Source organism: Nocardioides sp. OK12, from assembly GCF_024341885.1.
GTDB lineage: Bacteria > Actinomycetota > Actinomycetes > Propionibacteriales > Nocardioidaceae > Nocardioides > Nocardioides marinisabuli.
In genome coordinates, this window is sequence record NZ_BNET01000003.1 from 230,590 (window position 1) to 249,004 (window position 18,415).

Here is an 18,415-nt window from a genome sequence, read left to right on the forward strand (position 1 = left end):
GCCTCACTGTTCGGACAAGGGCCAACTTGTCCGGCACCTAGTGAAGGTAGCCCCGCCCATCATGTCCGATCGCTCTTTGTCTGTCTCGCTCCACACGCTGTCCGCTGTCGCCGCATGGATTCTTTGCGGTGTCCTGATGGGGGCCTACGTGTGGTCCGATCAGGTGGACTGTGGCGCCCTGGGGTTGGCAGCATCCGCAGTTGCGGCGACCCTATCCATCAAGTGCTTCTGCGTGCGAGTGAACCAGAACATCTTGGCCGCGTTCGAGCTGGGCAAGGAGGCGGGCCGCACCGAGGGCCGACCACTCACTCGGGTCTAACCGAGAGTTGCAGCCGCTCCCCCACCAGTTGCATCGCCTCTAGCAGCGGCTCACGGCGGCGGGTGCGGTAGCGCAGCGACGTGGCGACGCTGGTGTGCCCGAGCAGGTCGGTGACGACGTGCTCGGGCACGCCGGCCTCGAGCAGCATCGTCGCGGCGAAGTTGCGGCACTCGTGGACGTGATAGGGCCTGCCGTTGGGGTGGGCGACTCCTGCGCGCTCTTGCAGCTCCCACCATTCGGCACGGTCGTGCTTGTCGTTGCGGGGCCTGCCGTTGGGTTCGGGCCAGACGAGGTTGTGCGGCGAGGCTGGTGCGACGTCGCGCCACTTGAGCATGACCTCGCGGACCTCCTTGAGTAGCGGCGCCACCCGGTAGCCGGCGCGGGACTTGGGGCGCACGAGGTGGTAGGAGTCGACTAGGTGCAGGGACTCGTGGTCGTCGGGTACCCGGAAGCCGGATGAGCGGTCGCGGGGCTTGTTATAGGGGAGCGCCTGGAGCTGCCACTCGATGATGGCCTCGCCCCATGCGCCCGCGTCGAGGTCGAGCGCATCCCAGGTGAGCCCCAAGCACTCCCCCATCCGCTGCCCGTAGAGGAGTGTGAAGAGCCAGCGGGAGCCGTTGGGCATGTCGCCCGCGGCCTGAATGCACCTGAGCCCTTCCTCGATGGTCATGGATTGCCGGTCGGACTTGGGTGACTTGGGAACCTTGACGAGCAGGACGGACGGCGCGATCTGGTGGCCTTCGATGACGGCGGCGCGGAGCATGGTGAGGAGCACCCGGTGCGTGTCGGCGGGCTGCCTGCCTGCCTTGCGTTGGGCGTCGTGGATGGCTCGCACGTCGCCGGGGGTGAGCGCGTCGAGGCGTCGGTGCCCAATTGTGGGGATGATCCACTTGCGGACGGGCGAGGCCATCGCGTTATACCCCTTGGGGGACAGGTCGCGGCGCCTGAGTTCGAGGTACTGGTCGGCCCACGCCTTGACGGTGGTGCGGCTGACGAGGTGCTGCCCGCGTTCTTTCTCGGCGAGCTTGTCGCGGATCTTGCGCCGGACGGCGGCCTCGGTCTTGCCGGTGACGGTGAGGCGGCGGCGGTTGCCGGTGGCGGTGTAGCCCGCTTCGATGCGCCCGATCCAGGTGCCGTCTGCTCGCTGGTAGACGCTGCCCGATCCGTGCTCGCGGCGTTGCTTCTCGGCCATCGTCACCCCACCCGCTCCCGTATGCCCATCGGTATGCCCATTGTATGCCCTTGTTTACGTGTGCAATCTAGGGCCAGGAGCCCCGAAAAGCCTTGTTTTGCGGGGGTTTCGGCTCCCCAGCGTACCCCTTACCTCCGCCTCCTAAGCGAAAGGTCGCAGGTTCGACTCCTGCCTGGGGCACCCACCGGGTGAAGCGGGAGCCCCGCCCGCCCGCCAGCGTGGCGCCATGCAGACGTTCCTGCCGTACGCCGACTTCGCCCGCTCGGCCCGGGCGCTCGACCCCAAGCGGCTGGGCAAGCAGCGGGTGGAGTGCCTGCAGGTCGTGCGGGGCCTCACCGTCGAGGGCTACGGCTGGCGGCGCCACCCGGCGGTGCTGATGTGGCGGGGCCACCTGGAGGCCCTGGGCCGCTACTCCCTGACCTGCTGCGAGGTGTGGGTGGCCGAGGGCCGCGCCGACACCGTCGCCGACACGCTGCGCGCCGACCTGGCCGCGGCCGGGGTCACCGAGGTCCGCGACCAGGCCGAGCTCGCGGCCGCCGGTGCCCTTCCGGCGTGGCTCGGCGACGAGGCGTTCCACCTCAGCCACCGCTCGGCTCTGGTGCGCAAGGACCCCGAGCACTACCGCCCGCTGTTCCCCGACGCGCCCGACGACCTGCCCTACGTCTGGCCGCCACCTGAGGCTCCCGCCCATTCGTCGATCGGTTGAGCAACGAGACGTCGCATTGGTCGACCGATCGACGAACCCGCAGTGCGGGATGACCCAGGAGCTCCGCCCCTACAGGTCCAGGCGCAGCTGCCCCTCGGGCTCCTCGGGACGCGCGACCAGCGCCTCCCCCGGCACGTCAACGGCCGCGGCGTCGGGCAGCGGCCCCTCCAGCAGGCCGTGGCGCACGGCGGCGGCGTGCAGGTCGGCGCGGAAGGCGTCGAGGTCGGCCAGCGCGTAGAGGCCGTCGATGCGGTGCTGCTCGAGCAGGGCGTGCATCCGGCGGAAGTCGCCCTGGCGGCTGAGCCAGCCGATGCCGTCGACGACGGCGAGCACGTACTGGTGGGCGAAGGACACCCCTGCCATGTCCATCACCTCGGTCACCGCCGCGGTGAGCTTGGAACCGGTGGAGTCGAAGCCCTTGCAGGCCACCGCGATCAGCGCGTCCTCGAAGCCCGGGACCGCCAGGTCGGCGGGGCCGGTGTCGCCGTTGCGGCCCACGAAGCGCCCGCGCATCTCGTAGGGCAGGCCGAGGTCGCGCACGATCTGCTCGACGGCGTCCTCGATCAGCTTGCCCGCCACCCCGGCCCGGTTGGCGACCTGGCGGCTGGTGCCGCGGGCGGCCAGCACGTCGCCGAAGGTGTAGGTGCGGTGCCGCTGGGCCTCGAGGGCCGCGAGCAGCCCGAGCTCCTCGTCGAGCCAGACGACCACCCCACGCGCGTCGTCGCCGACGGCCTTGACCCACGACGAGGTGCCGAAGGCGACCCGCAGCAGGTTCTTGAGCTTCTCCTGCGACAGCCCGACGGTCAGGCCCAGCGCGGGCACGTCGGCCGGCCGGGCGCGCACCCAGCGGGTCAGCGCGTCGACCGAGACCTCCTCGAGCGCGCTCAGGCTCGCTCCCGCGGCCACGATCGCGTCGGCCTGCTCGGAGGCCTCGTCGACCGCGACGTGGGTGGTCAGGCGACGCAGCCGGCCCAGGTAGGCCTGCATCGCGGTGTCGTCGGGGCGGGGGTCGCTCATCGGGCGAGGAAGAGGTACTCGTCGACCTGGCGGCGCACGGCGGCGCGGTGGGTGCCGTAGTGGTAGGTGTGCGGCACCCGGCGCACCTCCACCTCGTCCTTCACCTCGCGCAGCAGCCGCACCAGCGTGTCGAGGTCGGGCAGCGCGTTGGAGGAGTACGACAGCACCAGCGGCGAGTCGTGGAACTGCTTGAACACCTCGCGGAACGCCTCCTCGATGGTGCGGCGCGAGGAGTACTTGGTGACCCGTTTGGGCAGCTTGCGGCTCTTGGTGTCCCACATGATCGTGTCGCCCACCCAGTAGCGCGAGAGCCCCTCGAGGAAGTGGAAGCGCTTGGTGTAGTCGTTGTCGTCGGCCGGCGGCGCGTACGGCGGGTCGAGGTAGACCAGGTCGTGGCGGCGCTGCGGCAGCTCGCCGACCTCGAGCGAGGAGACCGTGCACTCGCGCTCGCCCTCGAAGACCGCCGCGTTGTAGTCGGCGACCCGCTCGACGAAGTGCTCGCGCAGGCTCAGGCGCAGGTCGCGCCGCCCGTCGTCGTACCGGCTCAGGTCGCCGGTCAGCGTGAAGACGCCCCGCGGCTGCTTGCGCGCCGCGGCCAGGCACAGCGCCGCGATCGCCACCGCCCGCGCGCCGCCGCCCATCGTGTCGATGTGGCTCCACGCCGAGTCGAGGAAGGCCAGGTCGTCGGGGGTGAAGTAGACGCCGGTGAAGGTGCGGCGCACGAAGTCGCGGTCGTCGGCTGCCGGACCCAGGATGCGCGCCACGTCGTCGGCCGAGAGCCGCTCGTCGTGGTTGACCACGCCCGCGCTGGCCACCACTCCGGGGAAGCCGAGGTAGTCGTTGCTGTGCACCGACCAGCCCTGGTGCTTGAGCAGGTAGGAGACCACCCCGGAGCCGCTGAAGGCGTCGAGGGCCGTGCCCGGGCCGGCCGTCGGCGCCACGTCGGCGAAGGCCTGCGCCAGGTGCGGCAGCAGCTTGTGCTTGGAGCCCATCCACCGCACCCGCGGGAACACCGCCGCCCGGACGGCCGCGTCAGCGGGGGCGGGCAGCAGTCGGGGAGGCACGAGGACCATCTTGCCGCAGCCCGCCGACAGTCCCCGACAGCGCGCGCTGGCGCCCGCTCAACCCTCGGTCTGGGCCCCGACGGTCTCGAACCGGATGCCCGCCGCCATCAGCCGCGCGGTGAGGTTCTCGCCCATCGCCTGGGCGGTGGTCACGCAGCCGGCCGTCGTCGGGTTGTCGTCGTGCAGCAGGCACAGCGCCGACTCCGCGAGCATCTTCGAGGTCTCGCCGTAGCCCGGGTCGCCGCCCGAGACGCGGGTGCGGATGGTGCGCCCGTCGCCCTCGCCGACGAAGTCGACGGTGAACCAGCTCTTCTCCCGGCGCGCCGGCGAGGGGCCCTCGCCCTGCTTGATGCGGCTCTTGAGCAGGTTGCGCACCGGCGCCACCTGCGCGGCCACCCCGATCGCGACCAGGCCGGCCATCCCGCCGAGCGCGTAGCGCAGCGTCTTGGTGCCGATGTAGTGGGAGTAGCGGAAGTCGGGGCCGTAGGACTCGAGGGCGGCGCCGCTGCGCGCGACGACCTGCGGGTCGAGCGTCGGCAGCGGCAGCAGGTAGTAGCCCAGCACGCTGTCGCGGTGCGGCTTGCCGGCCACCGGGCGGCTGCGGCGGCCCTCGGGGCGCTTCTCGAGGTCGCGGCGCAGCTGCGCCGCCTCCCGGGTCTGCTTCATCCGCGAGGTCGCACCCATGGCGGAGTGGAAGGTGCCGCCCGAGAAGGTGCCGGAGGCGCGCACGACGCCGCGCACGGTGACCGGGCCGCTGGCCTTGAGCTGCTGCACGGTGTACCAGGCGCCCAGGTCGTGCGGGATCGAGTCGAAGCCGCAGGCGTGCACGATGCGGGCGCCGGAGGCCTCGGCGGTGGCGTGGTGGGCGACGTACATCCGGTCGACGAACTCGGGCTCGCCGGTCAGGTCCACGTAGTCGGTGCCGGCGGCCGCGCAGGCGGCGACCAGCGGCTCGCCGTGCTCGAGGTAGGGCCCGACGGTGGAGATGACCACGCGGGCGCTGCCGGCCAGCGCGGCCAGCGAGTCGGCGTCGCTCGAGTCGGCGGTCACCAGCGGCAGGTCGGCCAGCGAGGCGTCGATCGCGGCCAGGTCGTCGCGGACCCCCGCCAGCTTCTCGGGGTTGCGGCCCGCCAGCGCCCAGCGCAGCCCGGCCGGTGCGTTGCGGGCCAGGTACTCGGCGGTCAGGCGGCCGGTGAAGCCGGTGGCGCCCAGCAGCACCAGGTCGTGCTCGCGGTCGGAGTGACGGGCGGGGTCAGGGGTCGCAGCCATGGGGACATCGAACCAGCACCCCCCTCGTCGCGGCAGGTCTGGTCCACCACTCGGCGACGTAGGCTCGTGAGCATGTGCCGCAACATCCGCCAGCTCCACAACTTCGAGCCGCCGGCGACGACCGACGAGGTCGACGCGGCGGCGCTGCAGTACGTGCGCAAGGTCAGCGGCTCGACCAAGCCGTCGCAGGCCAACCAGGCCGCCTTCGACCGGGCCGTCGCCGAGGTCGCCGAGGCCACCCGGCACCTGCTCGACGCCCTGGTCACCACCGCCCCGCCCAAGGACCGCGAGGTCGAGGCCGCCAAGGCCCGCGTCCGGGCCGCCGAGCGGTACGCCCGATGACCCTCGCGCCCACCGCCACCTCAGGCGCCACCTCGGGCGCCACCGCAGCGGCGTACGACGCCGCGCTGGCGCTGCTGGCCGACCGGCCGCTCGTGGTGCTCACCGGCGCCGGTCTCTCCACCGACTCCGGCATCCCCGACTACCGCGGCCCCGGCTCGCCGGCCCGCACCCCGATGACCTACCAGGAGTTCGTATCGGGTCCCGGCCCCCGGCAGCGCTACTGGGCCCGCAGCCACCTGGGCTGGGGCCGGATGCGGCACGCCGAGCCCAACGCCGGGCACCTGGCGGTGGCCCGGCTGGCAGCCGGCCTGGTCATCACCCAGAACGTCGACGGCCTCCACGAACGGGTCGGCACGCCCGACCTGGTGGCCCTGCACGGTCGGATCGCCGACGTGGTCTGCCTGGCCTGCCGGGCCACCACCCCGCGCGCCGAGCTCCACCAGCGCCTGGGCGCGCTCAACCCCGGCTTCGCCGAGCGGCACGCCGCCGTGGCCAGCAACCCCGACGGCGACGTCGCGCTCGAGGAGACCGACGGCTTCGTCGTCCCCGACTGCGCGTGCGGCGGGCTGCTCAAGCCCGACGTGGTCTTCTTCGGCGAGAACGTGCCGCCGGCGCGCGTCGCGCGCTGCTACGAGGCGGTCGAGGCGCTCGAGGCCACCGGCGGGCGCTGCTGGTGGCCGGGTCGAGCCTGACGGTGATGAGCGGGCTGCGCTTCGTCAAGCGTGCCGCCAAGGCGGGCACCCCCGTGGTCGTCGTCAACCGGGGCGCCACCCGCGGCGACGACCTCGCCACGCACACGGTGCACGCCGGCTGCAGCGAGTTCCTCACCGACCTGGCCGACCGGCGCGCCGGAGCGGCTCGCGCCTAGAGCTTGCGGACGAAGATGTGGTCGGCGGCCTCGGGCACGATCTCGGCGCTCTCGCCGGCCGCGCCGACCAGGACACCGGCCTCGGTCGCGACGACGGTGACGGTCTTGTCGGGCAGCGCGCCGACCCGGCGCAGGGCGCTCATCAGCTGCTCGTCCTTCTGCATCTCCTCGGAGATGCGGCGCACCAGCACCCGCTGCTCCTCGGTCCCCGCGGCACCCGCGGCGCTGGTCAGCGACTCGACGCCGGCCATGAAGGTCTCGCCGGTGGCGGTCTGACCCAGCTCGTCGAGCCCCGGGATCGGGTTGCCGTACGGCGACTCGGTGGGGTGGTCGAGCAGCTCGAGCAGGCGGCGCTCGACGGTCTCGGACATCACGTGCTCCCAGCGGCACGCCTCCTCGTGGACCAGCTCCCACTCCAGGCCGATCACGTCGACCAGCAGGCGCTCGGCGAGGCGGTGCTTGCGCATCACCCGGGTCGCCAGGCGCAGCCCGTCGTCGGTGAGCTCGAGGTGGCGGTCGCCCTCGACGGTCAGCAGCCCGTCGCGCTCCATGCGCGCCACCGTCTGCGACACCGTCGGCCCGCTCTGGTGCAGGCGCTCGGCGATCCGGGCGCGCAGGGGCACGATGCCCTCCTCGACCAGCTCGTAGATGGTGCGGAGGTACATCTCGGTGGTGTCGATCAGGTCGCTCACCCCGCCATTGTCCACGACGGGCCCGATCCGCCCTCCCCCGCGGGTGACCGGTCGGATGACCGCTCGGGTGAACAGCCGCGGCCGGGGCGCTGGCAGGCTCGGTGCGTGGTCAGCGTGATGTGGTTCCGCCGCGACCTGCGGCTCCGTGACAACCCGGCCCTGCTCGAGGCCTGCGCCGACGGCGCCGAGGACGGCGTGCTGCCGCTCTTCGTGCTCGACCCGCACCTGTGGGGCCCGGCCGGTCCGAGCCGGCAGGCCTACCTGGCGGGCTCGCTGCGCTCGCTCGACGCGTCCTTCCGCCAGCGGCAGGCGGGGCTGTCGGTGGTGCGCGGCGACCCGGTCCGCCGGGTGGTGCTGGCCGCGAAGGCGGTCGGCGCGCAGCGGGTGCACGTCTCGGCCGACTTCGGGCCCTACGGCCGCGAGCGCGACGAGGCGGTCGAGCAGGCGCTGGGCGAGGCCGGCATCGAGCTGGTGCGCACCGGGTCGCCGTACGCCGTCGACCCGGGGCGGGTGCTCAACGGCTCGGGCGAGGCCTACAAGGTCTTCACCCCGTTCTCCCGCGCCTGGGCCGACATCGGCTGGGACGACCCAGCCGACGCCCCGACCGGCACCACGTGGCTGCGGCTCGAGGAGGGCACCACCGACATCCCCGACCCCCAGTTGCCGGCCGACCTCGAGCTGCCCGAGCCCGGGGAGGACTCGGCGCGGCGGCAGTGGGAGGAGTTCCTCGACCGGGTCGACGACTACGACACCGACCGCGACCGTCCCGACCGCGACGGCACCAGCCGGATGTCGGTGCACCTGAAGTACGGCGAGGTCCACCCGCGCACCCTGCTGGCCGACCTGCGCCGCAAGCGGAGCAAGGGCGCCCAGACCTACCGCACCGAGCTGGCCTGGCGCGACTTCTACGCCGACGTGCTGGCGCGGCGGCCCGACTCGGCCCGCGACTACTACAAGCCCGAGTTCGCGCGGATGGACTACGACCGCCCCGGCGACCAGCTCGAGGCCTGGCAGGAGGGCCGCACCGGCTTCCCGATCGTCGACGCGGGCATGCGCCAGCTGCGCGCGACCGGGTGGATGCACAACCGGCTGCGGATGATCACCGCCAGCTTCCTGGTCAAGGACCTGCACGTGGAGTGGCAGCACGGCGCCCGGCACTTCCTGCACTGGCTGGTCGACGGCGACCTGGCCAGCAACAACCACGGCTGGCAGTGGACCGCCGGCAGCGGCACCGACGCCTCACCGTTCTTCCGGGTCTTCAACCCCACCACCCAGGGCCGGCGCTTCGACCCCGACGGCGCCTACGTGCGGCGCTGGGTGCCCGAGCTCGCCGACCCCGACCAGGTGCCCGACCCGCACGAGCCGGACGCCGACACCCGCGACCTCGTCGGCTACCCGGCGCCGATGCTCGACCACAAGGAGGAGCGGCAGGAGGCGCTGGACAGGTACGAGAGGATCAAGGGATGAGCACCTCCGCGTCGACCCTGGCGCCCCTCGTGGTCCCTGCCCGCTTCAACGGCCCCGCCGGCTCGGGCAACGGCGGCTGGTCGGCCGGTGCCCTCGCGGCGTACGTCGACGCCACCGGCGGCCCGGTCGAGGTGACGCTGCGCCAGCCGCCGCCGCTGGACACCGCCATGGAGGTCGTGGAGGAGGACGGCGTCCTCACCGCGGTGCACGGCGGCGCGCCCGCGCTCAGCGCACGCACGGCGCCCGGCGCGCTCCAGGGCGTGGCGGGGGTCTCGATCGCGGAGGCCCGCGCGGCCGCGACCCGCTACCCGGGCCTGGCCCAGCACCCGTTCCCGACCTGCTTCACCTGCGGCACCGACCGCGCCGAGGGTGACGGGCTGCGGATCTTCCCCGGCCCGGTGGAGCCGCTCGACGGCCTGCCCCGGGTGGCGGCGACCTGGGTGGCCGCCGACACCGACCTGCCGGTCGTGTGGGCCGCGCTCGACTGCGCGGGGGCCTGGGCGGCCGACATGGAGGACCGGATGATGGTGCTGGGCCGGATGAGCGCCGAGGTGCTGCGCACCCCCGTGGCCGGCGAGGAGCACGTGGTCGTGGGGCTGGCCCGCGGCAGCGAGGGTCGCAAGCACCGCACCGCCACCAGCGTCATCGACGCGCGCGGCGAGGTGGTCGGGCGGGCCGAGCAGGTGTGGATCGAGGTGTCCCCGGAGGCCTTCGCCTGAGGGTGTGCCCGCCCGGAAGGCGTGTGGAAGACTGGTCGGCATGGCTTTGAACGATCCAAACCAGGTCGCCCCCGACGCCCCCGGTGCCGAGTGGTGGCGCCACGCCGTCATCTACCAGGTCTACCCGCGCTCCTTCGCCGACGCCGACGGCGACGGCGTCGGTGACCTCCCGGGCATCACGGCCAAGCTGCCCTACCTGCGCGACTTGGGTGTCGACGCGGTCTGGATCTCGCCGTTCTACATGTCCCCGCAGAAGGACCACGGCTACGACGTCAGCGACTACTGCGACATCGACCCGCTCTTCGGCACCCTCGAGGACGCCGACACGCTGGTCGCGACCGCCCACGAGCTGGGCCTGCGCATCATCGCCGACCTGGTGCCCAACCACTCCTCCGACCAGCACGAGTGGTTCCAGGCGGCCCTGGCGGCGGCCCCGGGCAGCCCCGAGCGTGCCCGCTACCTCTTCCGCGACGGCCGCGGCCCGCAGGGCCAGGAGCCGCCCAACAACTGGCGCTCGGTCTTCGGCGGCAACGCCTGGACCCGCGTGGCCGAGCACCCGGACGGGCGCGACGACGACCCGCAGTGGTACCTGCACCTCTTCGACTCCACCCAGCCCGACTTCGACTGGCGCAACCCCGAGGTCGGCGACCTCTTCGAGGAGGTGCTGCGCTTCTGGCTCGACCGCGGCGTCGACGGGTTCCGCGTCGACGTGGCCCACGGGCTGCTCAAGGAGGAGTCGCTGCGCGACCAGGTGGTCGAGGAGGGCGAGGAGCCCGACAGCGCCGCCCCGATCAACGAGGAGCGCTCGATGGTCGAGCGCACCCTGCGCGACGAGCCGATGTGGGACCAGCCCGAGGTGCACGACGTCTACCGGCGCTGGCACGACGTGCTCGCCGAGTACGACGGCGACCGGATGCTCGTGGCCGAGGCGTGGACCCAGACCCCCGAGTCGATGGCCCGCTTCGTCCGCGACGACGAGATGAGCCAGGCCTTCAACTTCTCCTGGCTGCTCGCGCCGTGGTCGGCCGAGGCCTTCGAGGGCGTCATCACCGGCACCTTCGCCGCGCTCGCCGACGTCCAGGCCAGCCCGACCTGGGTGCTGAGCAACCACGACGTCGTACGCCACGTGACCCGCTACGGCGGGGGCGCGCAGGGCCTGGCCCGGGCGCGCGCCGCGACCCTGACGATGCTGGCGCTGCCCGGCTCGTCGTACGTCTACCAGGGCGAGGAGCTCGGCCTCGAGCAGGTCGATGTCGCCCCGGAGCACCGCCAGGACCCCTCCTACCTGCGCACCGGCGAGGTCGGCCGCGACGGCTGCCGGGTGCCGATGCCGTGGTCGGGCGAGAAGCCGCCCTTCGGCTTCGGGCCGGGCGAGGGCCAGCCGTGGATCCCGCAGCCCGAGGGCTGGGCCGACCTCACGGTGGCCGCCCAGCAGGTCGACCCCGACTCGACGCTGGCGTTCTACCAGCGGGCGCTGGCCGCGCGCCGCGCCCTGGCCGGCACCACCTCCGAGGTGGAGATGCTCGACCTCGGCACCGACGTGCTGGCCTTCCGCCGGGGCCCGGTCACCGTGGTGCTCAACTGCGGCACCACGCCGGTGAGCCGGCCCGCGGGCGAGGTCGTGGCCAGCAGCGGCCCGGTCTCCGACCTGCTGCCCGGCGACACCGCCGTGTGGGTGCGCGACTGACCGGCGACTGACCCGCGACAGAACCGCGACGAGGCCCTCAGCCCTGGTTGAGGGCCTCGTTGTAGCGGCCGAGAATCCGGGTGAACTCCTCGAGCTCGGCCGCGTCCCAGTCGCCGAGGCGCTCGTCGAGCCACTGGCGGCGGTTCTCGGCGACCGCCGTGAGCCGCTCCACGGCGCTCGGCGTGGCCGAGATCAGCGAGGCCCGCCCGTCGTCGGGGTCCTGGGTGCGCTCGACGAGGCCGAGCTCGACGAGGTGGGTGACCTGGCGGCTGATGGCGCCCTTGTCGATGTGGAACATCTCGGCCGCGGCCGAGGCCCGCATCGGACCGTGCTGGCCGAGGTAGGCCAGCATCAGGTACGACGCCGGCTGCAGGTCGGGGTGCACGGCTCGCGACCGCTCCCCGATCACGCGCTTGACGCGCCGGATGAGCACGCCCACCTCCTGCTCGAGGCGCATCAGGGACTCTGCACGTGAGGCGGTCATCGTGGCGGCAGCGTAGCCGTGCCCCCCGCCTCGCGGACCTCGGCGTCCTCGACGAGGTCGGCGGTGGCCTCCGGCGCGGAGTCCGCCGGCGCGACCGGCACCACGTCGTGGGTGGTGCGCAGCGGGACCTCGCGGATCGCCACGACGCAGACCAGCGCCAGCAGCGCCAGGGGCGTGGCGACGAGGAAGATGTGGCCGAACGACTCACCGAAGGCCTGCTCGAAGACCGCACGCACGGGTGCCGGCAGCGCGTCGAGGTCGGGGATCTCGTGGCTGCTGTGCCCGGCCTCCTCGATGCCGAGGTCGCTCAGGCCGGCGGTGACCTTGGTGGCGACCTGGGTGCTCAGCAGCGCGCCGAGCACCGAGACGCCCACCGAGCCGCCGAGCGAGCGGAAGAACGCGACGACCGAGCTGGCGGCGCCCAGCTCGCTCAGCGGCACGTTGTTCTGCACCGCGAGCACCAGGTTCTGCATGGTGGCGCCCAGGCCCACGCCGAGCACGGCCATGAACAGGCCGACGACGCGCAGGTCGGTGGTGTCGTCGATGGTGCCGAGCAGGCCGAGGCCCAGCACGGTCAGCGTCATCCCGGAGACCAGCCAGCGCTTCCAGAGCCCGGTGGTGGTGATCCGCCGCCCGGAGACGATGCTCGAGACCAGCAGCCCGCCGACCATGGCGATCGACATCAGACCGGCGGCGGTCGGGCTCATGCCGCGCGCGGTCTGGAAGTACTGCGAGAGGTAGACCGTCGAGCCGAACATCGCCACGCCAATCAGCACCGAGGCGGTGGTGGCCAGGGCGATGGTGCGGTCGCGGAAGAGGCGCAGCGGCACGACCGGCTCGACCGCCACCCGCGCCTCGACGTACACCGCGGCGGCGACGACCAGCAGGCCGGCGACCACGAGCAGCGCCGAGGTGACCGACACCCAGTCGAACTGGTTGCCGGCCAGGCTGACCCAGACCAGCAGCAGGCTGACGCCGGCCACGATCAGGGTCGCGCCGGTGTAGTCGATGTGGACCTCGCGCTTGACCAACGGCAGGTGCAGGGTCTTCTGCAGCAGCACGAACGCGACCACGGCGAAGGGCAGCCCCACGAAGAAGGTGCCGCGCCAACCGAGCGGCGAGTCGACGATCAGGCCGCCGATGAGCGGGCCGGAGACGGTCGCCAGCGCGAAGACCGCGCCGATGTAGCCGGAGTAGCGGCCGCGCTCGCGCGGCGTGATCATGCTGGCGATCACGACCTGCACCAGCGCGGTCAGGCCACCCACGCCGAGGCCCTGGACGACGCGGGCGCCGATGAGGATCTCCATGCTGGGCGCCAGCGCCGCGATCAGCGAGCCGATCGCGAAGATCACCAGCGCGAGCTGCACCAGCATCTTCTTGCTGAACAGGTCGGCGAGCTTGCCCCAGACCGGGGTGGTCGCCGTCATCGCCAGCAGCGTGGCGACCACGACCCAGGTGTAGCCGGTCTGGGTGCCGTCGAGGTCGGCCACGATGCGCGGCAGCGCGTTGGTGACCACGGTGCTCGAGAGCATCGCCACGAACATCGCCAGCAGCAGGCCGCTGAGCGCCTCGAGCACCTGGCGGTGCGTCATCGCCACCTCGGCGCCGTCCCCGGAGGGCGGACCGGTCGACGGGCTGGGGGCTGGGCTGGCGACCTGGGTCACGGACTCTCGCTTCACGCTGGGACTAACGGTTGACTTGCGCAACCTTATTCCCCGTGGCGTCCGCCCACAAATAGCAGCGACCCGCAGGCGTGGTCCTCGAGACGAGGACTGTGCCCGGCGGACGGAGCCGGGCCACCTGCGGGTCGGGCAGCTGCTTGGGATTCGCCAGCAGCGTCAGGGGCACTCCTGCCCCGTCGTCCTGCTGGGGCTGCTAGCGGGCAGCCACCTCACGCGTCCTGGAAGAACTCATTCTTCGGACCACCTCCTTTCCCGTGTGCGAAAACGGTACGTCGGCGCCCGAGAGCGGACAAGAGGTTTTGGCCGGCCGAGAAGTGTGGAGCCTGGGATGAACCTGCTTGGTACAGGACTCCACACTCTGCGTCCGGCCGCACGAGCTCAGGCCGCGGGATCGATGACGATGCGGAGGTCGGGCTCGTAGATCTCGAAGGTGCTGGTGGGTCGGTGTCGGCCCGGTGGTGCTTGTGCAGGGTCCGGGTGCAGCTGTCTGGTGCCGGCGTGGTCGACGAGGTAGGTCGCGCCGTGGGGGTCCTGCCACAGGTGGATGCCGGGGAAGGGCTGTCGGACCTGCCACCGCCCGTGGGTCTTGAGGCGGTGGTGGCTGGTGGTGAGGGGGCCGTAGTTGCCGAGCCTGCTCGGACCACCGTCACCGTGGGGGATGGTGTGGTCGATCTGCATGTGGGGGCTGGTGCAGGAGCCGAAGGGGAAGGTGTCGGCCGGCGAGAGCAGGCGGACGGCCCGCCGGTGGCGGGCCGGGATCTCGTAGGCGTCGACCGGGGACTGGTGGGCCAGGTCGATGACGGGTCGGATGGTGAACCGGGCGTGGGGACCGAGGGTCTCGCGGACCCAGGCGCTCGTGACGGGGCCGTGGCCCTCGACGCGGGCGATGGGTTCGAGCGGCCGGCCGTGCTCGTCGAGCTCGACCTGGCCGCGACCGTCGAGGTGGACGACCAGGGTGACCTCGGGTCCTCGCAACGAGTCGTCGCCGATGGCGAGCTGGAGGGCCGCCAGGACGCGGCGGTCATCGACGGTGACGCTGCGGTCGTCGCTGCGGCTGGTCTCGTCGTCCGGCTCGTCAGGCAGCGTCGCCTCGAGGGTCTTGGCGCGCTGGGTGATGGCGTGGTCGATGCGGGCGATGGTGGCGGCGTCGGCGCGGATGAGGAAGGAGGCCATGCCGTGCTCGGGTCGACCGATGGTCTTGGCGAAGCGGGCCTTCCTGGCACGCTCCTCTTTCTCGCGGGCGATCGCGGGGGCGGCGGCGGCGACCTTGCCGGCCACGAGGGCCTCGAAGCGGGTCCACGGGATGCGCCCGTCGGCCGCCTCGGCGACCTCGGCGTCGACGTGGGCGGCCTCGGCCCGGGAGAGCCCGCGAGTGCGGTCGACGACGTGGCGGGCGTAGGAGGCGCGGACCTCGAGGGCCTGCACGCGGGCCCACAGCGCGGGGTGACGGTGGTGGAGGTCCTGGGCGTCGCCGATGAGGCGGGCGGCGGAGAAGGGGGTGAGGCCGACGCGGGCGCCGAGCTCGGCGGCGGCGAACTCGGAGACCTCCGCGACCCCGTCGCCGCCGTAGCGGCGGGACTGCTCGCGCCCCGGGAGCCGTGCCCGGTCGGGGTCGAGCCGGTCGGCGGAGTGCAGGACGGCCCAGTGGTAGGCGATGACGAGCAGCTCGACCTCAGCCTGGCGGGCGGTGGTCGCGCAGGCGCCGGCCCGGGCGAGGACCTCGGCCTCGCTCAGGTCGTCCAGCGGAGTCTGCATACCCATGATTTTACTCGAACTGGAGTTCGAGTCAATGGTTCTGCGCGATCTGTGGAGACCCGGTCAGGGCCTGCCTCAGTCGTGGGCGACGTCCCAGAGCTTCGAGACGACCCCGCCGTCCTCGAAGGTGATGAAGGACCAGCGCCAGAACGCCATCATGTCGTAGACGCAGGTCCGGCGTCCGTCGTAGGCCGAGCAGTCCTTGCCGCCGAAGCCGACCACCTCACGCACCTGCGCACGGGTCATCCCGCGGCGCACCTGCTTGAACTCGCGCCGCGACACGGTCTTCTTGTAGGTCTTCTCGACGACCCGGACCCGGTGGACCCGACTGGACTTGGTGCCGCGGCACCAGGCCGTGGTCCTGGAGCGGTAGCGCCCGACGTCGACCCGGGGGAAGTGGGCGCCCGGCAGCGCGCCCCGCCAGCGGTAGGTCTGCGACTCCTCGGTCCCCAGGTCGGTGAGGACCCACTTCACCCGGGGCTCCACGTTGTTCGCCGAACAGCTGACGTAGGGACTCATCACGCCCCCTTGCTCCCCCTTGGGAGCAGGGACCGCGCTCGGCGGCGAGATGCGCGGAGCCACGGCGTCCTCGGCGTGGGTGACGGCGGGGAAACCGACGGTGAGCAGCGCAGCGGTGATGAACCCGCCGGCCACGGCACGGATGGGGGGTCCTTGATGCATGGCGGTCTCCGGTCTGGGGGGATCGACGACAGCGCTCGTCGCGGTCACCGACACTCCGATGCTCCGACCTGCGGTGGACCGGCGCTACCCGCAGATCGGGTATGCGGAGAGGTCGCGACGCATCACGAGCCGGGGCATCCTGCTCGCCACGGCACCGGTGGTGCCGACGACCTCGAAGCCCACCTTCTCGAACATCGAGCGGGTGCCGACGAAGGCCATCGTCAGGTCCATCCGCTCCCCCGCAGGGTCGACCGGGTAGGCCTCGACGGCAGGCGCGCCCTCGGACGCCGCCCAGGCCACCGCCCCCTCGAGGAGCCGGGTGGTGACGCCCTGCCGGCGGTGGCCGCCCCGCACGACGACGCAGATGATGCTCCACACCGGCACGTCGTCGAGGGGCTTGATGAGACGGGAGGCGGACAGCTTGGGGTTGTCGGCGCGAGGGCCGATGCTGCACCAGCCGACCGGGAGCCCGTCGCGGTAGGTCACGACGCCGGGCGGCCGGTCGCGGGCGCACAGCGCCCGCGCGGCCTGCTCGCGGTCGCCCTGCCCGAGCTCCGCGACGTCCTGGGCGCGCAGGCGGTGCGAGAGGCACCAGCAGTGCGTGGCGCGACGGTTCGGGTTGATGACGTCGGCGAAGTCCTCGAACCGGTCCGGCGTGACCGGGTGCGTCTCCCAGGTCACCGGGTCACCGCGTCGAGCGGGGGCTCTCGTGGTGCCAGCGGCGCAGCCCGACGAGCACGCCCTGGGCGACGACCCCGATGCCGAGCAGCAACTGACCGAGCACGAGCAACGCGATGCCGACGAGGGCCGGCCCACCCGACCCGTCGATGCCGGCGAGGAGCCCAGCCGCGGAGACCAGCGCGCCCACGACGATCCAGACCCACGGGCCGGAGGGCTCCTGCGGCCCCGGAGGGGTGTCGCCCAGCGACCCCCCGTCCCCGCAGGTGGGGCAGAGGGAGGCGCGCTCGGGCACCTCGTGACCGTGCCGGCAGTGACGCAGCTCCGAGACCATGGGCTCAGGATGCCAGGCCGGGGCGGGCGGGGTCAGGCGCCGCGTCCGAGACCCAGCGCCTCGAGCACGCCCGTCCCGCCCTGCAGGACGCCGTCCTCGCCCGCCGCCCGCGAGTGCGGGTCGTCGGTCAGCCGGGTGTCGTGGCAGCCGAAGTCGTCGACGACGACGCCGGTCAGGTCGCCCTCGTCGGCCAGCACCACCAGCCAACGCGGGCCGAGGTCGGCGGTGCAGATGCGCTCCGAGGTGTCGACGTCGAGGAGGGCCAGACCGTCGAGCGCCTCGACGAGCGACGGCAGGTCGCCCTCGGGCACCGGCTCGGCCCGCCCGGCGCGCCGCCAGCCGTACGCCGCGTCGTCGGCCCCGCCCTCCGCCTCGGCGGGGTCGTAGCGGCACACCCAGGCCGTCCCCACCTCGGGCAGCACCGGCAGCTCGGTGGCGGCCCGGTCGGCGGCCGGCCCCTCCGCCTCCGGCAGCGCCCGCGGGCAGGGGCGACCGGAGGCCTCGCCCAGCTCGTCGGGGGCCAGCTCGTCGGGGGCCGGCTCGGTCGGCGGCGGGTCCTGCGCCACGGGCGTCCCGGCGCCGTCGTCACCGCAACCGCCCAGCAGGAGCACCGCGGCCAGGGCCGCACCGGGAGTCGCGAGCCGCGCCACCATCAGGGCGCCAGCCGCTCGGTGGCCCACCCGTCACCCGAGCGCCGGTAGACCAGCCGGTCGTGCATCCGGCTCGGCCGCCCCTGCCAGAGCTCGACGACCTCGGGCAGCACGACGTAGCCGCCCCACCCGTCGGGCACCGGGACCTCTCCCCCGGCGAAGCGCTCCTCGGCCGCGGCGTACGCCGCCTCCAGCTCCTCGCGCCCGGCGACCACCGAGGACTGCGCCGAGGCCCAGGCACCGAGCCGAGAGCCCCGCGGACGCTCGGCGAAGTACGCGGCCACCACCTCGCGCGAGAGCCGCTCGGCCCTGCCCTCCACCCGCACCTGGCGCTCGAGCGGGTGCCAGGGGAAGAGCAGCGCGCAGCGGGGGTCGGCGGCCAGGTCGTCGGCCTTGCGCGAGGCGTGGTTGGTGTAGAAGACGAAGCCCTCGCGCCCCGCCCCGTCGTCGAGGCCCTTGAGCAGCACCGTGCGCGAGGAGGGGGCGCCGTCGCGCGAGACCGTCGAGACCACCATCGCGTTGGGCTCGTGCAGCCCGGCGGCCCGGGCGTCGGAGAACCACAGCCCGAACATGGTCATCGGGTCGGGCGCCAGGTCGCTCTCGCGCAGCCCGCTGGCGGCGTACTCCTCGCGCAGCCCGCGCAGCCCGCGCAGGTCGGGCGAGTGGTCCTCGGTGCTGCCCCGGGTGTGCTCGGCCATGCCTCTCACCGTAGCCACCGGAGGCGACACCGCGCGGGGTCCCGGGACCGCCGCGTGCCGTCCGGGCAGCATCACTGACACAATGCGACGGTTTGGACGCTGCCGCACACG

At 73.1% G+C, this 18,415-nt stretch carries 20 protein-coding genes; 7 read left to right on the forward strand and 13 right to left on the reverse strand.

The genetic code is table 11. The features are described 5' to 3' along the window. Positions 1-305: 305 nt before the first annotated feature. On the reverse strand, positions 306-1,511 hold the full coding sequence (xerC, locus tag OCU29_RS08525) for a tyrosine recombinase XerC (RefSeq protein WP_261819578.1): 1,206 nt from the start codon (positions 1,509-1,511) through the stop codon (positions 306-308). A gap of 226 nt (positions 1,512-1,737) precedes the next feature. Between xerC and OCU29_RS08530 the strand changes: the two genes are divergently transcribed. After that, positions 1,738-2,217, forward strand: coding sequence for an MSMEG_6728 family protein (locus tag OCU29_RS08530; protein WP_261819579.1), 480 nt, complete (start codon positions 1,738-1,740; stop codon positions 2,215-2,217). Positions 2,218-2,286: 69 nt separating this feature from the next. On the opposite strand, the gene OCU29_RS08535 is transcribed toward OCU29_RS08530, so the two are convergent. Genes OCU29_RS08535 through OCU29_RS08545 form a run of 3 tightly spaced genes read right to left on the reverse strand, consistent with a single transcriptional unit; the run spans position 2,287 to position 5,567 of the window. Beyond that, complete coding sequence (locus tag OCU29_RS08535; RefSeq protein ID WP_261819580.1) at positions 2,287-3,234, reverse strand: hypothetical protein; 948 nt, start codon at positions 3,232-3,234, stop codon at positions 2,287-2,289. Further along, positions 3,231-4,298: a DNA adenine methylase gene (locus OCU29_RS08540; protein WP_218876224.1), complete on the reverse strand. Its 1,068-nt coding sequence runs from the start codon at positions 4,296-4,298 to the stop codon at positions 3,231-3,233. Before OCU29_RS08540 ends, OCU29_RS08535 begins: the two co-directional genes overlap by 4 nt. Before the next feature lie 57 nt (positions 4,299-4,355). After that, on the reverse strand, positions 4,356-5,567 hold the full coding sequence (locus OCU29_RS08545; RefSeq protein ID WP_261819581.1) for a trans-acting enoyl reductase family protein: 1,212 nt from the start codon (positions 5,565-5,567) through the stop codon (positions 4,356-4,358). Positions 5,568-5,639: 72 nt separating this feature from the next. On the opposite strand from OCU29_RS08545, the gene OCU29_RS08550 reads away from it, so the two are divergent. Genes OCU29_RS08550 through OCU29_RS08560 form a run of 3 tightly spaced genes read left to right on the forward strand, consistent with a single transcriptional unit; the run spans position 5,640 to position 6,777 of the window. Next, positions 5,640-5,909, forward strand: a complete 270-nt coding sequence (locus OCU29_RS08550; protein WP_261819582.1) for a DUF2277 domain-containing protein — start codon at positions 5,640-5,642, stop codon at positions 5,907-5,909. Beyond that, positions 5,906-6,601, forward strand: a complete 696-nt coding sequence (locus OCU29_RS08555; protein ID WP_261819583.1) for a Sir2 family NAD-dependent protein deacetylase — start codon at positions 5,906-5,908, stop codon at positions 6,599-6,601. The genes OCU29_RS08550 and OCU29_RS08555 overlap by 4 nt, the downstream gene beginning before the upstream one ends. A gap of 5 nt (positions 6,602-6,606) precedes the next feature. Continuing rightward, the gene (locus OCU29_RS08560; RefSeq protein ID WP_261819584.1) at positions 6,607-6,777 is read left to right on the forward strand and encodes a hypothetical protein; all 171 of its coding nucleotides are present in this window, start codon (positions 6,607-6,609) and stop codon (positions 6,775-6,777) included. Here the strand turns inward: OCU29_RS08560 and OCU29_RS08565 are convergent. Further along, a complete protein-coding gene (locus OCU29_RS08565) occupies positions 6,774-7,469 on the reverse strand; it encodes a metal-dependent transcriptional regulator (protein ID WP_179614345.1) in 696 nt (231 codons plus the stop codon). The two genes, OCU29_RS08560 and OCU29_RS08565, sit on opposite strands and share 4 nt — an antisense overlap. Before the next feature lie 105 nt (positions 7,470-7,574). Here OCU29_RS08565 and OCU29_RS08570 point away from each other — a divergent pair, with 105 nt between their 5' ends. The 3 genes from OCU29_RS08570 to OCU29_RS08580 are packed head-to-tail and all read left to right on the forward strand — an operon-like array spanning position 7,575 to position 11,342. Further along, positions 7,575-8,936 (forward strand): deoxyribodipyrimidine photo-lyase, encoded by a 1,362-nt coding sequence (locus OCU29_RS08570; RefSeq protein ID WP_261819585.1) that lies wholly within the window; start codon positions 7,575-7,577, stop codon positions 8,934-8,936. Then, positions 8,933-9,655 carry a hypothetical protein gene (locus tag OCU29_RS08575; RefSeq protein WP_261819586.1) on the forward strand — a complete coding sequence of 241 codons (723 nt, stop codon included), beginning with the start codon at positions 8,933-8,935 and terminating at the stop codon, positions 9,653-9,655. Before OCU29_RS08570 ends, OCU29_RS08575 begins: the two co-directional genes overlap by 4 nt. Positions 9,656-9,695: 40 nt before the next feature. Then, positions 9,696-11,342, forward strand: coding sequence for a glycoside hydrolase family 13 protein (locus tag OCU29_RS08580; protein WP_261819587.1), 1,647 nt, complete (start codon positions 9,696-9,698; stop codon positions 11,340-11,342). Between the two features lie 37 nt (positions 11,343-11,379). Here OCU29_RS08580 and OCU29_RS08585 read toward each other — a convergent pair whose 3' ends face one another. From OCU29_RS08585 to pdxH, 8 genes are all read right to left on the reverse strand, one after another. After that, positions 11,380-11,826, reverse strand: coding sequence for a MarR family winged helix-turn-helix transcriptional regulator (locus tag OCU29_RS08585; protein WP_261819588.1), 447 nt, complete (start codon positions 11,824-11,826; stop codon positions 11,380-11,382). Beyond that, complete coding sequence (locus tag OCU29_RS08590; RefSeq protein ID WP_306799012.1) at positions 11,823-13,505, reverse strand: MDR family MFS transporter; 1,683 nt, start codon at positions 13,503-13,505, stop codon at positions 11,823-11,825. The genes OCU29_RS08585 and OCU29_RS08590 overlap by 4 nt, the downstream gene beginning before the upstream one ends. Before the next feature lie 381 nt (positions 13,506-13,886). Continuing rightward, positions 13,887-15,263 carry an HNH endonuclease signature motif containing protein gene (locus OCU29_RS08595; RefSeq protein WP_261819589.1) on the reverse strand — a complete coding sequence of 459 codons (1,377 nt, stop codon included), beginning with the start codon at positions 15,261-15,263 and terminating at the stop codon, positions 13,887-13,889. Positions 15,264-15,338: 75 nt separating this feature from the next. After that, positions 15,339-15,944 carry a hypothetical protein gene (locus tag OCU29_RS08600; protein ID WP_261819590.1) on the reverse strand — a complete coding sequence of 202 codons (606 nt, stop codon included), beginning with the start codon at positions 15,942-15,944 and terminating at the stop codon, positions 15,339-15,341. Positions 15,945-16,028: 84 nt separating this feature from the next. Next, positions 16,029-16,625: an N-acetyltransferase gene (locus OCU29_RS08605; protein ID WP_261819591.1), complete on the reverse strand. Its 597-nt coding sequence runs from the start codon at positions 16,623-16,625 to the stop codon at positions 16,029-16,031. 4 nt (positions 16,626-16,629) lie between these two features. Beyond that, complete coding sequence (locus OCU29_RS08610; RefSeq protein ID WP_261819592.1) at positions 16,630-16,956, reverse strand: hypothetical protein; 327 nt, start codon at positions 16,954-16,956, stop codon at positions 16,630-16,632. A gap of 32 nt (positions 16,957-16,988) precedes the next feature. Then, entirely contained in the window at positions 16,989-17,636 is a 648-nt protein-coding gene (locus tag OCU29_RS08615) for a hypothetical protein (protein WP_261819593.1), read from the reverse strand. Further along, positions 17,609-18,304: a pyridoxamine 5'-phosphate oxidase gene (gene pdxH, locus OCU29_RS08620; protein ID WP_306799013.1), complete on the reverse strand. Its 696-nt coding sequence runs from the start codon at positions 18,302-18,304 to the stop codon at positions 17,609-17,611. The genes OCU29_RS08615 and pdxH overlap by 28 nt, the downstream gene beginning before the upstream one ends. Between the last annotated feature and the right edge of the window lie 111 nt (positions 18,305-18,415).

Excerpts from the sequence above, each read along its gene's own strand:
- OCU29_RS08585 (WP_261819588.1), bottom strand. The coding sequence starts at position 11,826 with ATGACCGCCTCACGTGCAGAGTCCCTGATGCGCCTCGAGCAGGAGGTG.
- OCU29_RS08555 (WP_261819583.1), top strand. The coding sequence starts at position 5,906 with ATGACCCTCGCGCCCACCGCCACCTCAGGCGCCACCTCGGGCGCCACC.
- OCU29_RS08545 (WP_261819581.1), bottom strand. The coding sequence starts at position 5,567 with ATGGCTGCGACCCCTGACCCCGCCCGTCACTCCGACCGCGAGCACGAC.
- xerC (WP_261819578.1), bottom strand. The coding sequence starts at position 1,511 with ATGGCCGAGAAGCAACGCCGCGAGCACGGATCGGGCAGCGTCTACCAG.
- OCU29_RS08535 (WP_261819580.1), bottom strand. The coding sequence starts at position 3,234 with ATGAGCGACCCCCGCCCCGACGACACCGCGATGCAGGCCTACCTGGGC.
- pdxH (WP_306799013.1), bottom strand. The coding sequence starts at position 18,304 with ATGGCCGAGCACACCCGGGGCAGCACCGAGGACCACTCGCCCGACCTG.
- OCU29_RS08580 (WP_261819587.1), top strand. The coding sequence starts at position 9,696 with ATGGCTTTGAACGATCCAAACCAGGTCGCCCCCGACGCCCCCGGTGCC.
- OCU29_RS08595 (WP_261819589.1), bottom strand. The coding sequence starts at position 15,263 with ATGCAGACTCCGCTGGACGACCTGAGCGAGGCCGAGGTCCTCGCCCGG.
- OCU29_RS08560 (WP_261819584.1), top strand. The coding sequence starts at position 6,607 with ATGAGCGGGCTGCGCTTCGTCAAGCGTGCCGCCAAGGCGGGCACCCCC.
- OCU29_RS08600 (WP_261819590.1), bottom strand. The coding sequence starts at position 15,944 with ATGCATCAAGGACCCCCCATCCGTGCCGTGGCCGGCGGGTTCATCACC.
- OCU29_RS08610 (WP_261819592.1), bottom strand. The coding sequence starts at position 16,956 with ATGGTCTCGGAGCTGCGTCACTGCCGGCACGGTCACGAGGTGCCCGAG.
- OCU29_RS08530 (WP_261819579.1), top strand. The coding sequence starts at position 1,738 with ATGCAGACGTTCCTGCCGTACGCCGACTTCGCCCGCTCGGCCCGGGCG.
- OCU29_RS08575 (WP_261819586.1), top strand. The coding sequence starts at position 8,933 with ATGAGCACCTCCGCGTCGACCCTGGCGCCCCTCGTGGTCCCTGCCCGC.
- OCU29_RS08550 (WP_261819582.1), top strand. The coding sequence starts at position 5,640 with ATGTGCCGCAACATCCGCCAGCTCCACAACTTCGAGCCGCCGGCGACG.